This is a genomic window from Aquibaculum arenosum (genome assembly GCF_029222965.1).
Lineage (GTDB): Bacteria > Pseudomonadota > Alphaproteobacteria > Kiloniellales > DSM-21159 > Aquibaculum > Aquibaculum arenosum.
On record NZ_JARHUD010000002.1, the window covers coordinates 289,232 to 303,379 of the forward strand.

13 protein-coding genes are annotated in these 14,148 nt (G+C 62.1%); 11 read left to right on the plus strand and 2 right to left on the minus strand.

All coding sequences use genetic code 11. The features are described from left to right. Nucleotides 1-38 precede the first annotated feature (38 nt). The 3 genes from P2G67_RS04230 to P2G67_RS04240 are packed head-to-tail and all read left to right on the plus strand — an operon-like array spanning nt 39 to nt 2,127. Nucleotides 39-533 (plus strand): Fur family transcriptional regulator, encoded by a 495-nt coding sequence (locus P2G67_RS04230; RefSeq protein WP_275820357.1) that lies wholly within the window; start codon nt 39-41, stop codon nt 531-533. After that, entirely contained in the window at nt 530-1,330 is an 801-nt protein-coding gene (gene znuC, locus P2G67_RS04235; RefSeq protein WP_275820359.1) for a zinc ABC transporter ATP-binding protein ZnuC, read from the plus strand. The genes P2G67_RS04230 and znuC overlap by 4 nt, the downstream gene beginning before the upstream one ends. Next, complete coding sequence (locus P2G67_RS04240) at nt 1,330-2,127, plus strand: metal ABC transporter permease (RefSeq protein ID WP_275820361.1); 798 nt, start codon at nt 1,330-1,332, stop codon at nt 2,125-2,127. Before znuC ends, P2G67_RS04240 begins: the two co-directional genes overlap by 1 nt. A gap of 16 nt (nt 2,128-2,143) precedes the next feature. Here the strand turns inward: P2G67_RS04240 and P2G67_RS04245 are convergent, their stop codons facing one another. Next, nucleotides 2,144-5,860, minus strand: coding sequence for an autotransporter outer membrane beta-barrel domain-containing protein (locus P2G67_RS04245; RefSeq protein ID WP_275820363.1), 3,717 nt, complete (start codon nt 5,858-5,860; stop codon nt 2,144-2,146). Between the two features lie 63 nt (nt 5,861-5,923). Between P2G67_RS04245 and P2G67_RS04250 the strand changes: the two genes are divergently transcribed. Both P2G67_RS04250 and P2G67_RS04255 read left to right on the plus strand, forming a co-directional pair. Continuing rightward, a complete protein-coding gene (locus P2G67_RS04250; RefSeq protein WP_275820365.1) occupies nt 5,924-6,112 on the plus strand; it encodes a hypothetical protein in 189 nt (62 codons plus the stop codon). A gap of 108 nt (nt 6,113-6,220) precedes the next feature. Further along, the gene (locus P2G67_RS04255) at nt 6,221-6,733 is read left to right on the plus strand and encodes a hypothetical protein (protein ID WP_275820367.1); all 513 of its coding nucleotides are present in this window, start codon (nt 6,221-6,223) and stop codon (nt 6,731-6,733) included. A gap of 8 nt (nt 6,734-6,741) precedes the next feature. On the opposite strand, the gene P2G67_RS04260 is transcribed toward P2G67_RS04255, so the two are convergent. Next, complete coding sequence (locus P2G67_RS04260) at nt 6,742-7,017, minus strand: hypothetical protein (protein WP_275820369.1); 276 nt, start codon at nt 7,015-7,017, stop codon at nt 6,742-6,744. A 362-nt stretch (nt 7,018-7,379) separates the two neighbouring features. Between P2G67_RS04260 and cysD the strand changes: the two genes are divergently transcribed. The 6 genes from cysD (at nt 7,380) to P2G67_RS04290 (ending at nt 13,980) form a co-directional block, all read left to right on the plus strand. Next, nucleotides 7,380-8,291 carry a sulfate adenylyltransferase subunit CysD gene (gene cysD / locus P2G67_RS04265; RefSeq protein ID WP_275820371.1) on the plus strand — a complete coding sequence of 304 codons (912 nt, stop codon included), beginning with the start codon at nt 7,380-7,382 and terminating at the stop codon, nt 8,289-8,291. After that, nucleotides 8,291-10,189: a sulfate adenylyltransferase subunit CysN gene (gene cysN, locus P2G67_RS04270; RefSeq protein ID WP_275820373.1), complete on the plus strand. Its 1,899-nt coding sequence runs from the start codon at nt 8,291-8,293 to the stop codon at nt 10,187-10,189. Before cysD ends, cysN begins: the two co-directional genes overlap by 1 nt. 317 nt (nt 10,190-10,506) lie before the next feature. Next, nucleotides 10,507-10,896, plus strand: coding sequence for an RT0821/Lpp0805 family surface protein (locus tag P2G67_RS04275; RefSeq protein ID WP_275820375.1), 390 nt, complete (start codon nt 10,507-10,509; stop codon nt 10,894-10,896). 25 nt (nt 10,897-10,921) lie between these two features. Then, nucleotides 10,922-11,725, plus strand: a complete 804-nt coding sequence (locus P2G67_RS04280; protein ID WP_275820377.1) for an ABC transporter permease — start codon at nt 10,922-10,924, stop codon at nt 11,723-11,725. After that, the gene (locus tag P2G67_RS04285) at nt 11,722-12,369 is read left to right on the plus strand and encodes an ABC transporter ATP-binding protein (RefSeq protein ID WP_275820380.1); all 648 of its coding nucleotides are present in this window, start codon (nt 11,722-11,724) and stop codon (nt 12,367-12,369) included. The genes P2G67_RS04280 and P2G67_RS04285 overlap by 4 nt, the downstream gene beginning before the upstream one ends. Nucleotides 12,370-12,378: 9 nt before the next feature. Then, nucleotides 12,379-13,980 carry a KpsE/RkpR family capsule polysaccharide export protein gene (locus P2G67_RS04290; protein ID WP_275820382.1) on the plus strand — a complete coding sequence of 534 codons (1,602 nt, stop codon included), beginning with the start codon at nt 12,379-12,381 and terminating at the stop codon, nt 13,978-13,980. Nucleotides 13,981-14,148 lie beyond the last annotated feature (168 nt).

Consider the following 14,148-nt stretch of genomic DNA (forward strand, 5'->3'; position numbering starts at 1 on the left):
ATACGTTATAGTATAACAATCAATCGGAAAGCTTTCACATGACCACCCCGGGCTTCCACGATCCCGTTCACGACCACGAGCGCTGCCTCGCCGAGGCCCTTCAGGAAGCGGAGCAGCTCTGCCGCGACCGAGGCGCGCAGTTGACGCCGGTGCGTCGACGGGTCCTCGAACTGGTCTGGTCAGAGCATCGGCCCCAGGGCGCCTACGAACTGCTCGAGCAACTGCAAGCCGAGCGCGGCCGTGTCGCGCCGCCAACGGTCTATCGCGCCCTGGACTTCCTGCTGGCCCAGGGACTGATCCACCGCATCGAAAGCCTCAACGCCTTCGTCGGTTGCCCGCGGCCCAGCCACGTCCACAACGGCCAGTTCTTTATCTGCGAAGCCTGTGGCGCCACCGCGGAACTGAGCGATCCCGGGCTGGCGGAGCGCATCGACCGTTCCGCGGCCGCGTTGGGTTTCGCCGTCAATCAGCGCATCGTCGAGGTGCGCGGTCACTGCCCGGATTGCAGCATCCAAGGAAGCCCCAACCCATGAGCGCGCTGCTTTCCGCCCACGGCGTCTGCTTCAATCGTGGCGGCCGGCAAATCCTGGATTCCATCTCCCTTTCGGTCGAGCCAAGCGAGGTGGTCACGCTGATCGGCCCCAACGGCTCGGGCAAGACGAGCTTGCTGCGCATTTTGCTCGGACTTGAGCAAGCCGATGCTGGCCGAGTAGCGCGCCGTCCGGGCCTGACCGTGGGCTATGTACCGCAGCGCCTGACGGTCGAGCCAACCCTGCCTATGACCGTACTGCGCTTTCTCAGTCTGCCACACCGTGTCTCTCGCGCAGCGGCCCGCGAAGCCCTTGAGGAAACCGGCGTAGCCCATCTCGAGCGTGCGCAGGTCCATGCGCTTTCAGGTGGCGAATTCCAGCGCGTGCTGCTGGCCCGCGCCCTGCTGCGCCGCCCGGACATCCTGGTGCTCGACGAGCCGGCACAGGGCATCGATTTCAGCGGCCAGCTCGACCTCTATCAGCTCATTGATCGGATAAGGCGGCAACGCGGCTGCAGCGTGCTGCTGGTCTCTCACGACCTGCACCTGGTGATGGCCGCAACCGATAGGGTCATCTGCCTTAACCGCCATGTCTGCTGTTCGGGCGAGCCCGAGGCCGTCAGCCGGCATCCCGAGTACCTGGCCCTCTTCGGCCCACGGGCAGCGCAGGCCCTCGCCATCTATCACCACGATCACGACCACCACCACGACATTGCCGGTGAGCCGGTGCCATTGGCAGGTCAGACGGAAAACGGCCCTGCAACAGCCGACCAGGCATCTCGCGAAGACAGGCAGGTCTGATGCTGGACGATTTTCTGTTTCGCGCTTTCCTGGCCGGCGCCGGCCTGGCGCATGTGGCCGGCCCGCTGGGCTGCTTCGTGATTTGGCGACGCATGGCCTACTTTGGTGACAGCCTGGCGCACTCGGCGCTGCTCGGCGTGACCCTCGGCTTTCTGCTGAACATCGACTTGCAACTGGGCGTCTTGGCCACCTGCGTGGCGGTGGCCCTGACGGTGGCTGCCCTGCACCAGCAGCAACGCCTGCCGACAGACACGCTGCTCGGCATCCTGGCACACTCGGGCCTGGCACTGGGCCTCGTTGCCCTTTCCTTCATGTCGGACCTGCGCGTCGACCTGCTCGGCTATCTTTTTGGTGACGTGCTCGCGGTCGGGACTGGAGACATCCTGTGGATCTGGCTGGGTGGATTGGCCGTGCTGGGAGTGATCGTCCTGACCTGGCGGCCGCTGCTCTTGGCCACACTCCATGAGGAACTGGCCCGGGCCGAGGGCGTGCCAGTGCTGGCCATGCGGCTGACGCTCATGCTGACCCTGGCGATCACCATCGCGGTGGCGATGAAGATTGTCGGCATCCTGCTGGTGACCTCAATGCTGATCCTGCCGGCAGCCGCCGCCCGGCGTTTTGCCCGCACGCCGGAGGAAATGGCGGTGCTGGCCGCGCTGTTCGGCGTCCTGGCCGTGGGCGGCGGCCTCTGGGGGTCCTTGAGCTATGATACCCCATCAGGTCCCAGCATCGTTGTCGCCGCCCTCCTCTGCTTCGTCGCCGCTCTGGTGCTGGGTGGCCTGGTGCAGCGTCGCTGAGCACCAGGCTTTTCCATCAGAACCGCAAGCGGATACCGGCGCGGGCCGTGTGCTCCTTCTGAGTGGACGACAGGTAAGCGTCGTAGCCGGCGAAGGCCTCGACGTTGTTGTCGAGGCCGATATCGAGCTCCACGCCAACCACCGCGGCATCTTTGCTGCGCTTCGGCCCCGACACGCTGAAGCTGGAGCCGCCGGAGGAGAAGGCCATGCGGGCATCACCGCTCGAGCCCACCAGCCGCCGCTCCCAGGCCACGCTGGCGTGCGGGCGCAGGCGCAGGCCGCTGTCGAAGGAGAAGGTCTCGCTGAGCATAACGCCGATACTCGAATGCAGCATCGAGGCCCGGTCGCTGTCGATGTCCAGGTTGGCCGCTCCGGCGCCGCTTTCGGAATAGCTGTCGGTGCGGGTGTGCTGGAACGCCAGCCCAGCGAAGGGCTCGACCTCGGCGGTTCCCAAGGGCAGGCGGTAGCCCACCTCACCGAAGCTCTGCGCCGACCAGCCCTTGTAGTCCGCCTTCGCGGTTTCATTTCCGGTCGGCAGGTTGACCGTGCGGCGGGATTCATAGTCATGCCAACCGAAGCCGGCACCGCCACGCAGCCGCCAGGCTCCGCTCCGCCAGAGGCCGTAGGTCGAGATCGAGTAGGTATCGATCTCGGTGCGGCTGTCCCGGGCCGCCGTCTCAAGGCGGTCATCCTGGAAGCCGAGCGCCAGGCCCATGCCGAAGTTCTCCGAGAAGAGCATTTCGGCGCCCAGCATCGTGCCCCAGCTTTGCGTATCGGTTTCCGCGGCGTTGCCATCGGAATCGAGCGAGCCGCTGGAACCATGGGCCTGCACCCAGGCCGCAGGTCCGAGTGCCGGCTGCCCGGGCTCAGCCGAGGAGCGCTCCGGCTCGCCTGCGTCGCTCACCGCAAGCGAGGCCAAGCTGTTGGCCTGCAGGGCATTCTGCTCACCGCCTGAGCCGCTGGAGAATCCTGCACCGAAGCCGGACAGGCGGCCCAAGAGCTGGCTGCGTGTGCGCCGGGCAATGTCGACGGGCGCCGACTGGGCCGTGGCGTGCGTCTCACCGGAAAGCGTGTCGTAGAGTTCCCGGGCCTCTTCCTCGTCCGCCCAGACCAGCATGGCATAGAGCGGATTGTCCGTATCCCTGCCGAAGCTTTCCAGGGCTCCAGCGACTGCGCGCTGATTCCTCGTGCGGGCGACGGTTGCGAAATCCGTGCCGCTGCGCCCCACATCCAGGGCCACCGTTTTGGCGCCGTGATCGAGGCGGAGTTCAAGGAACGGCCGGTCCTGAACCACGCCGGCGAAGGTGCCTTCCACGCCTTCCGAGGCGTTCAGGATCTCGTAGCGGGTGCCATAGGGATAGGCGCCCTCCGCCTTCTCAACCACCACGTCCACGCCAGCCTCGATGGAAGCGGCCTCTTCGACGATGAGGCGGTCCGAGCGGTTTTCGGGTGCGATATCGAGCAGGTAGCGGCTGCCATTCGCGAAGCGGAGGTCGCCCTCGACCTTGGTGCGCTCGATCCTCCCCGAACCGCCCGGGGAGAGATCACCGGCATTGCGCAGCTCACCACCACCCAAGGCAACCAGGCTGCCCGGCTCGAACAGCGCGCCGGCACGATTGTCCAAACGATTGCGGCCCGTGCCGAGATCGACGCTGCCGTAGATCCAGCCATGGTTCACCACCGTCTCGTTGCCGCCACCGCCACGGATCGCGAGCTCGCCGTCGGATGCAATGGCCCCGTGATTGGTCACCAGGTTATCCGCGCCGCCCTCGATATCGATCGCAAAGCCGCTTTCCGACAGCACGGCTCCGTCTTCGCCAACGGTAATCTCGATATCGCCGGGGTGGCCCGTGCCCTGGGGCGTGCTCGTATGAGACGCCGCGCGAATGCCCGTGCCGCGGGCCAGAACAAAACCATCGTTCTCGATCAGAATGCGTCGATGCGGCGGCATCCCAAGACCCTGCATCTGGCTGGAGGCGACGTTGATGGCGGACTCGGCAACGATGCCATCCCCGCCGGCGACGATCGCCCCGTTGTTGCTCACCTCGATCCCCGCAATGTCTTCCTCGAGATGGACAGCCAGGGACTGATCCCCATTCTGCGACTGCCCCACCTCGTAAGTCTGCAGGATGCCGGCAGAGGTCTCCTGGCTGGAGTTCCACTCGGCACTGTCCTCGGCCTCGCCAAACACCTGCCCAATCGACAGGTCGGCACGGGCGCGCGCCGTGACGCCGTCGCCTTCAGCCAGCACCAGGCCGTCGTTCTCTACCCGCACGAACGCCGCTTCCTCTCCCAGCGAAACAAGCGTGCTTTGCGCAGCGGTCTGGCTCTGCGACAGGTCCGTGGCCTGGCGCCCATTCAGGCTTTCGGAGGCGAGCTGATCACCGCCGAGCGATTGGCTGATGCTCTTGGGAGCCGAAAGGCCCAGAGACAGGTGAGACTCGGCACGGATGCCATCGCCCTCGGCGTCCACCGTGCCGCTGTTTCGGACCGTGACGGCTCCGGCACGCTGGCCCAGGCCCACATCGACCTCCTGGGTCGCCGTTGCGTCCTGCACCGCCGCCTGGGACTGCTCCACCTCCTCGGCGCTCATGCGCTGCAGCTGGTAGCCACGCTGCTCGATCGACTGCTCCAGCGACAGGTCAAAGTCGAGCTGAGAGGCCGCCACCAAGCTGTCACCGTCGGCGAGCAGCAAGCCGCTGTTCTCGACCAGGATCGATGCTGTGCCATTGCCCAGATGAAAGTTCGCGGCCTGCGCGCCACTCTTCGACTGCTGCCCGTCCTGGTCCTGCTCGAGATCCACTTCGGTCGCACTCTGTCCGGTTTGAATGAAATCGCCGTTCTGGCGCTGCTCCTGCGACAGGTGAAAGCCCAGTGCCATCTGCGTATCGGCCCGCAGACCGTCACCCTCGGCCATCACATCGCCGTCGTTGCGAACCCGGACGGCACCAAGATCGCCGCCGACCGAGATGTCCAAGTCCTGCTGCGACAAGAGGTGATGCTCGAACGCCTGTCCCTGCAGCGCTGGAGCATCCATATCCTCCGGCCTGCCTCTGTTGGCGACCTGAACCAGTCCATCGATCTGACCCACGGACTGCGATGCTTCCCAATGGCTTTCGACGCGGGTCGAGGCCGACATGCCGTCGCCCAAGGCCATCACCGACCCATCATTGCGAAGATCAAGTGCGGCGATCTCCTGTCCAAAACTGGAACTCGAGCTTTGCTCGCTCTCGCTCGACTGCTCGCCGACGAGTATCTGTTCTGCGCCACTGTCACTGTGACGCAGCTGGACAAGGTCGGTGTTCTGCCAGGTTTCCTGATAGTGGCTCGACTCCATGCGCCAGGCAGATCCAGCGACCAGACCGTCTCCCTCGGCCATCACCAGCCCGCTGTGCTCGACCCTGACCGCGCCCAGCCGATCGCCCACGGACCGTTCGGCTTGTTGTCGGTTATCGTGGCTTTGGAACAATGACTGCGCCTGAAGTCGATCGCCGTTCCGGCCAAAGGCCGCCTGCATGCCGGAAAGAGTCTGGTCCGCGGCCTGGATTACGAAATTGTTCATCTCGCCGTGCGTCGCCGCCACGATGCCGTCGCCTGCTGCCTCAATCAGGCCGCTGTTTTCGACGTAGATCGCGCCCCGCGCCTCGCCCAGTGCACTTTCGGCGCGTTGATCAGAAGCATTCAGCTGTTCCACGTCCATGAGATCGGACGCGTCTGCGGTTGCTTCATCCAATGATGCCCATTCGCTTACGCTCGATCCACCACCCTGGTCGCTGATTTGATGAGTGCCACTGCTATGTCTGTGCTGGTTGACGGCCACAATGCCGTCGCCACCGGCCACGACAATGCCCTCATTGATGACGGTCGCCCGACCGGAACCGGCAACACCCAAGCCTACTATGCGCTGATCAGCGTTATTCTTCTGCAATGCATCCTGTTCGGCGTCGTTCGCTTGAGATGCCCCCTGCCTGAGGCGATGGGTTAATTCGATCTGAGACCAGGCCCGTATGCCACTGCCGCCAGCCTCTATTATCCCATCGTTGGATAACCTAACATTCCCGGAGCCATGTAATCCGCCTAGGTCCAGTTCCTGTTGCACGCCACTGATTTGCTCCACGTTGAGCCGCGTCTCAGCAAAATCTTTGGCTATCACATCAACGCCAGCTACCTCAGACTGAACACCGACAAGCTGCTGGGCGTCATTTTCTTGGTCGCTGACCTGTGTGTAATCCTGCTCCGCGTTCAAGAGGGTAGTTGCTACTGCACCATGTTTTTCCGTGTAAATGGAGCCGTTATTCTCCACGGACACACCGGCAAAAAATTCAACTCGGGGAAATTCTTTGTGGTCAGTGTTAAACTCAGCCCTGCTGTCATCGATGGAAAGCCGAGAGTGTTGCCGTTCTATGTCCACGATATGATAACCATGAACGTGGGCCACAATGCCGCTTCCGCCGGCGTCGATGTCACCGCCGTTCATGATCGCGACATTGTGATCGCCGCTGCTGAGACTGGCCGCTTCGGTCTGCGCCAAAATGCCGATTCCGTCACCGGTCGTGACAATGCTGTACGGCCCGATATCCGCGATGATGCGGATGTTCGATGTTGATTCGAACTCTATGCCATGCCCCCCTCAACCGGCGCAATGTTGTGGGCCAGATCCTGAACCAGCAGCGTTTCAATGATGTTGGGATCTAAATCACCACCGACGGTCCCGCTGATGCCCGCAGACTGATCGCCGCCGCACACCGCTGTGTCACTCGATAGATCGCAGGCATCAGGCGCAGCACGAGCAGAGGAGGCCGCACCCAAAGCAAAGATGGCCGCTGCTGCCGAACAGAGAAGGCGTTGGCGACGGGTGGCCGTTTGCAATAAACCGTGGTGAATAGCCATGCCCCGTGTCATGTTCCCCCCGTGCATTCCGCATTTTCACACCGAAATGCCACGACAGTGGGACAAGGGTCAAGCAAGGGTGAAGAACCTCAACGCACAGACAGAATAGCGGCCGCCGAATCATCGCCTAATACACTCCGCGGCGGTGCCTCGTTACCAAATTGCATTTCCGCATGGACAGCGCGCGCCTGAATTACGAACACGACCCCGCTCCGGTCACTGGCCAAGCTCGATTTCGCGAATCCCAACCGAGGCTTTCCTTCGTTTCGCCGAGCAGCTATATCCAGCATCGGCCTAGGGCTGCGCGGTTCAGGGTCGAGAGTCCGCGCCTGGCCATTGTTCCACTTGTTCGAGCCGAGAGAATGCAAGCAAGGCAGACACTGACGCACCTGCAGCGCCTGGAGGCGGAAAGCATCCACATCATGCGCGAGGTCGCGGCACAGTTCCGTAACCCGGTGATGCTCTATTCCATCGGCAAGGACAGCTCGGTGCTGCTCCATCTGGCGATGAAGGCCTTCTACCCTTCCAAGCCACCCTTCCCGCTGATGCACGTGGATACGACCTGGAAGTTCCGGGAGATGATCGAGTTCCGCGACCGACGCGCAGCGGAACTTGGCATGGACCTGATCGTCCATATCAATGAGGACGGAGTACGCGAGGGCATCGGCCCCTTCAGCCATGGCTCTGCCGTTCACACAGACGTAATGAAAACGCAGTCCCTGAAGCAGGCTCTGGACAAGTATAAGTTCGACGCCGCGTTCGGCGGCGCGCGTCGCGATGAAGAGAAGTCTCGCGCAAAGGAGCGGATTTTCTCCTTCCGTACTTCGACGCATCGATGGGATCCGAAAAACCAGCGCCCCGAACTCTGGAACGCCTACAACGGGCGCATCCATAAGGGCGAGTCGATCCGGGTCTTCCCGCTGTCCAACTGGACCGAGCTCGACATTTGGCAGTACATCCTTCTCGAGCAGATCCCTGTCGTGCCACTCTATCTCGCCAAGCCGCGGCCGGTGGTCGAGCGCGACGGCACGCTGATCATGGTCGACGATGAGCGCATGCCGCTGGAGCCGGGCGAAACGGTGCAGGAGCGCTGGGTGCGGTTCCGCACCCTGGGGTGCTATCCCCTGACCGGCGCCATCGAAAGCCGCGCCGAAAATCTGGTGGAGATCATCCACGAAATGTTGATCGCCCGCAGTTCCGAGCGGCAGGGGCGCGTCATCGACCGCGACCAAGCCGCCAGCATGGAGCTGAAAAAGCAGGAGGGCTATTTCTAATGCTGGACGCTACATCGCTGCGCCCCGAAGACACCGAAGCCTACCTGCTGCAGCAGAGCGACAAGGAGCTGCTGCGATTCATCACCTGCGGCAGCGTCGATGACGGAAAATCGACACTGATCGGCCGCCTGCTCTTCGACAGCAAGCAGCTATTCGAAGACCAGCTCGCTGCGCTTGGCCAGGACAGTCGACGCTGGGGCACCACCGGGGAGGAGATGGATCTGGCGCTGCTCGTCGACGGCCTGGCGGCCGAGCGCGAACAGGGCATCACCATCGACGTGGCCTATCGCTTCTTCGCCAGCGAGAAGCGTAAGTTCATCGTGGCCGACACCCCGGGCCACGAGCAGTACACCCGCAACATGGTCACCGGCGCCTCCACAGCGGAACTGGCGGTCATTCTTGTGGATGCGCGCAAAGGCGTGCTGACTCAGACCCGCCGCCACGCCTTCCTGGTCTCGCTACTGGGGATCCGGCAGGTCGTGCTCGCTGTGAACAAGATGGACCTGGTGGATTTCGATCGCGGCCGCTTCGAAGAGATTGTCAGCGACTTCCGTCAATTTGCTGAAGGCCTCGGGTTCGAGAGCATCATCGGCATTCCGCTCTCAGCGCTGACTGGCGACAATGTCATCAGCGCGAGCGATCGCACTGACTGGTACGAAGGCCCGTCGCTGCTGGAAGCCTTGGACACGGCAAGGGTGGGCCGCGAACAGGAAGAACTCCCCTTCCGCCTGCCCGTACAGTGGGTCAACCGCCCGAACCTCGATTTCCGGGGCTATAGCGGCACAATTACCGGTGGGCGCATACGCCCTGGCGATGAGATCGTGGTTCTTCCCTCCGCTCGCACGAGCAAGGTCGAACGGATCGTCACCTATGACGGCGAACTGGACGAAGCCGTCGCCGGTCAGGCCGTGACCCTCTGCCTCGAGGACGAAGTGGATATCAGCCGCGGCGACGTCATTGCTGCTGCCGACGCCCGACCCGAGGTGACCGATCAGTTCGCGGCTCATTTGGTGTGGATGAGCGACCAACCGCTGCTGCCGGGGCGCAAGCTTCTGCTGCAACTGGGGCCGAAGCAGGTCTCGGCCCAGGTGACCGAGATAAAACACGCGGTCAACGTCAACACCATGGAGCACACGGCAGCCAAGCAGCTTGAACTGAACGAGATTGCTGTCTGCAACGTCTCCACCGACCAGCCAATTCCCTTCGGCCCCTATAAGCAGGAGCGCGAAGGCGGTGGCTTTATTCTGATCGACCGGATAAGCAACATCACGGTCGGTTGCGGCATGATCGACTTCCCGCTGCGCCGCGCTTCCAACGTCCACTGGCAGGAGATAGCGGTCGACAAACAGGCCCGCGCGGCCCTGAAAAGCCAGCAGCCGGCTATCCTCTGGTTCACCGGTCTGTCGGGATCGGGCAAATCCACCGTCGCGAACGCCCTGGAGAAGAAGCTGCACCTTCTCGGCCATCACAGCTACCTGCTTGACGGCGACAACGTGCGGCACGGGCTGAACCGCGACCTCGGCTTTACCGACGTTGACCGGGTGGAGAACATCCGCCGCGTCGCCGAAACGGCCAAGCTCTTCGTCGACGCCGGTTTGATCACACTGGTGTCCTTCATCTCCCCCTTCCGCTCGGAACGCCGAATGGCGCGGGATCTGGTGGAGGACGGCGAGTTCATTGAGGTTTTCGTCGATACGCCGCTGGAGATTTGTGAAGCCCGCGATCCAAAGGGTCTCTACCGCAAGGCGCGTGCCGGCCAGCTCGCGAACTTCACCGGCATCGACTCCCCTTACGAGGCACCGGAAGCGCCGGAGATGCGCTTGCCCGGCGCCGAAGAGGAACCAGATGCAATGGCTGATCGCATCATCGATGAGTTGCGCCGCCGCGGTGTCATTTGATTTGCTGTCACTGACGCGGCCATCCGCCGTGAGTGCTCCGGCTGGAGGGAATGAGCCCTGCGCTCCCTCCTCCGGGATCGCGGGCACTTTTGAGGCAGTGTCAGAGCAATATCGTCAACAGAGTTGACAGAAACCGGGTGTGACCCCTAATCTCACACTCGCATGAGCCCGTGGCGTGCCGTTACTCTCGCACCCCTGCGCCAGTCACTCGCGAGAGATTTCCGCAGGAAGAGGCCGGGCTTTGGCCAGGATTGACGCTTGTGGTATCAGACCGAGTTGCTTCACAGCCACCAAGCAAAAGAGGAGCGGGCAAGAACGTGCATCTTACGATGAAATTGCTGGGCGGCCTGTCACTCTGCCTTCTCGTGGCGGCTTGTAGCACAGTTAACAGCGCAACACCGGAAGGCGCGCCGACTGCGGGTGGCATACCGGTTGCTGTCGAGCAGCAGACAACGACACCAGCCGACGCAGCATTGCTTAATTTTGCGTCCACGGCGCCTCCGGGCAGCCAGGAGCTGATCCCGCTTGAAGGCGGCGTCGAGGCCCAGGTGCTGATCAACGAGGAGTATGTCTCGGCTCGCGGCCGCCTGTGTCGGCGCCTGACACTCTGGAACACGCAGACGGCTCGCCCCAGCGAACGCGTCATGTGCCAGGGGCAGCAAGGCTGGCACTTGATCAGGCCACTGCGCGAGTTGGCATCCCGCTGACATCAGCGGCGGAAAAGGTAACCAGATGAGTGCTACCAGGAGCTTTGGCGATCTGGGCCGCAGCTTGACGGTCCAAGGGCGAGTCATCTACGCCCTGATTCTGCGGGAAATGCAGTCCCGCTTCGGTCGATCCAATATCGGCTATCTCTGGGCTTTGGTGGAGCCGCTGCTGCTGGTGGGCGTATTCACTCTCGGGTACGTTGCGATCGGCCGACGGTCGCCACCGCAGGGCATGGAGTTCTTGCCGTTTCTGGCAACAAGTATCATCGCCTATCTCTCAATGCGCAACATCGCTTCCCGCATGTCCAGCGCCATCGAGAGCAATCGCAGCCTTCTCCTCTTTCCACAGGTCACGCCCTTTGACCTGATGCTCGGACGCCTGCTGCTGGAAACTGCCACCTTCATCGCGGTCTTTGTGGTGATCATCGGCGGGGGAGTTATACTCGGTTTTGCCTCGCCGCCGGACCGGCCGTTCCTGCTGCTAGTCACAGTGATCTACACCGCCCTACTTGGCGCGGGCATCGGCATGCTGCTCGGTGCCATCACAATGAACTTTCCCTGGGTCGACCACTTCATGCGCCCGACTTGGCGCCTTATGCTGTGGATCTCCGGGATTTTCTTCACGTTGAAGCAGCTCCCCATGTCGGTGCAGGACATACTTGTCTGGAACCCGATCCTGCACGTGATCGAATTGATGCGCGCTGCCTACTTTGCACAGGTCGAGCCCTATCGGGTGAGCTATGGCTACGTGAACTGGTGGATTCTCATCACCACCTTCATGGGTCTGCTCTGCGAGCGCATGTTTCGCGACCGGAGGAAGGAAAAGTGATCCAACTCCAGGGCGTGACCAAATACTACCGCACCAACGATGGGCGGCATTATGTCTTCCGGGATCTGACCGAGGACATCCCTACTGATCGGAACGTGGGAATCCTGGGCCGTAACGGGGCAGGCAAATCAACGCTCCTGCGAATTCTGGCCAAGGCCGAAGCACCGAACCGAGGCATGGTCCGTTCCAACGTTCGCCTCTCCTGGCCCATGGGTTTCAGTGGTGGATTCCAAGGCTCGATGAGCGGAGCTGACAACATTCGCTTCATCGCCCGAATTTACGGCGTCAACTGGCGAGACGCGGTGGATTTCGTACAGGACTTCGCCGAGCTCGGCGAATACATGCACATGCCTATCAAAACCTACTCCTCGGGCATGCGCGCCCGCCTAGCCGTGGGTATGTCCTTTTTTGTCAAATTCGACTGCTATCTCATCGACGAGATCCCGGGCGTCGGCGATTCCCGTTTCCGCCGTCGTTTTACCCAATCCTTTGGTGAATTGAAGAAACGTTCCACGATGATCCTGATCTCGCACAGCGAGGCAACCATCAGAAAGATCTGCGACGTGGTCTTTCTTCTCAATGACGGTAGGCTTGAGCGCTATGACGATGTCGACGAAGCGCTGCGGCTTTACCGCCAGATGTAGGCGACTTACATGGCCCACTTAGACGATCTTTCCAAATACCGCCGCCCTGATGACGCAGCCGACAGCGCCACGCGTCAGAAGGCTGGAACTGACTCGCCCGCGAATGGCGATAAGGCGAAAACGGAACTCGAATCAGCGCAGAAGGCTGGTTCAGCGGCATCTGAGGATGACGCTGCGCGGCGCGAAGCTCAGGTTGCCAAGCGCAAAGCGCGTCAGAAGGCCAAACTGAAGGCAGTACCTCCTCCCGAGCGTCCGCCAGGAGAGGAAGCCGACGACGATCTCTTTGATGACGATATGTTGTCAGAAAAGAGCAGTGCTCCAGCCGCTGCGCCCGCGAGGAAGAAAGCTGCCAAAGCCTCTGCGGCGCGGGCTAAGTCCGGCGCAGCGGCTCGTGCTCCCAGGCGCGAGGAGCAAGAAGAGGATAACGACGGCGCGACAACAAAACCTGCGACTCAACCGGAGATTCGTGAAGGCGATTCGAGTCTTCACAAGGGCAAGACTCGCCCGGGTTTCTTCGCACGTTTGAAGCGCTGGTTGCCGGCACTGCTGATTGTGGGCCTGCCGACCTTGGGCGGCGTGCTCTACTACGGCTTTATCGCCTCGGATCTCTACTACACGGAAACGCGCATCTCCGTGCGCTCGCAGAGCGCGACCGGCGCGCCCTCGCTCATGAGTTCGGCCATTGGCGGCATTCAGCTGGGCAGCGCCTCCATCGAGGCCGACAGCATTGCGGAGTTTGCGACCTCGCATGACGCTGTTCAGCAGTTGACGACGCAGGTAGACCTCCGGACGATATTCTCCCGCGAGGAAGGCGATTTTCTTTCTCGTCTGTCCGCCAGTGCCCCGCTGGAAGATCTGGTCGAGCACTTCCAAGATCGAGTCGAAGTCACCTATGACCAAACCTCCGGCATCATCACCATTGGCGCGAAGACCTATCGGCCGGATGATTCGCGCAATATTCTGGTGGCGCTGAACGACATCAGCGAACGGCTCGTCAACGAATTCAATCAACGAGCCGAAGCAGACTCCCTGCGCCTGGCACGCAGCGAGGTGGAACGAGCCGAGCAGCGCATGGCCGACGTGCGCAGCGAACTGCTGCAGTTCCGCCTGACGAATCAGGAGCTCGACCCGGAGCAGCGCTCAGGCAGCATCCTCGGCATCATTTCGGGCCTGGAGTCAGAATACGCACAGGTCGCCTCTCAGCTGGGTGAGATGAGCAGCTACATGGACGGCGACAGCATGCAGATGACGTCGTTACGCAACCGGCTCAACGCTATCGAAGAACAGATCCGCGTCGAGGAGCAGCGTCTGATTGGAGACGACGGGGAACGACGCTATGCCAATGTGCTGAACGACTACGAGATGCTGACCCTGGAGCGCGAACTGGCTCACCAGGATTACACCTCGGCCATCGCCTCCCTGGAAAGCGCGCGCGTCGAGGCACAGCGCCAGCAAGTCTATCTCGTGCCAATTGTCGAGCCGCACCAGGCGGAAGCCGCCAAGTTCCCGCGCCGGGAAGAGAACATGGCTTTGATCTTCGTGGCTTCACTGTTGATCTTTCTCATCGGACGCCTGATCGTAACAGGCATCAATGACCACCTCATGAATTGAGGCTGGAGTAAGGGGTGGCGTGAGGAACATCTATTCGGGAGGCTCGTCGGGGCCGGCACTCGGGGGAAGGCCAAACAGCCCGTCTTGCATCTTCCCACGCATCCATTTGGGCAGGGGACAGCCAATCGTGCGCTTACTATTGATACTATTCGGCTTCGCGCTGCTCCT

Coding starts and splice junctions, on each gene's coding strand:
- P2G67_RS04280 (WP_275820377.1), top strand. CDS start 10,922: ATGAGTGCTACCAGGAGCTTTGGCGATCTGGGCCGCAGCTTGACGGTC.
- cysN (WP_275820373.1), top strand. CDS start 8,291: ATGCTGGACGCTACATCGCTGCGCCCCGAAGACACCGAAGCCTACCTG.
- P2G67_RS04230 (WP_275820357.1), top strand. CDS start 39: ATGACCACCCCGGGCTTCCACGATCCCGTTCACGACCACGAGCGCTGC.
- P2G67_RS04250 (WP_275820365.1), top strand. CDS start 5,924: ATGTCTGTGCTGGTTGACGGCCACAATGCCGTCGCCACCGGCCACGAC.
- znuC (WP_275820359.1), top strand. CDS start 530: ATGAGCGCGCTGCTTTCCGCCCACGGCGTCTGCTTCAATCGTGGCGGC.
- cysD (WP_275820371.1), top strand. CDS start 7,380: ATGCAAGCAAGGCAGACACTGACGCACCTGCAGCGCCTGGAGGCGGAA.
- P2G67_RS04290 (WP_275820382.1), top strand. CDS start 12,379: ATGGCCCACTTAGACGATCTTTCCAAATACCGCCGCCCTGATGACGCA.
- P2G67_RS04260 (WP_275820369.1), bottom strand. CDS start 7,017: ATGGCTATTCACCACGGTTTATTGCAAACGGCCACCCGTCGCCAACGC.
- P2G67_RS04240 (WP_275820361.1), top strand. CDS start 1,330: ATGCTGGACGATTTTCTGTTTCGCGCTTTCCTGGCCGGCGCCGGCCTG.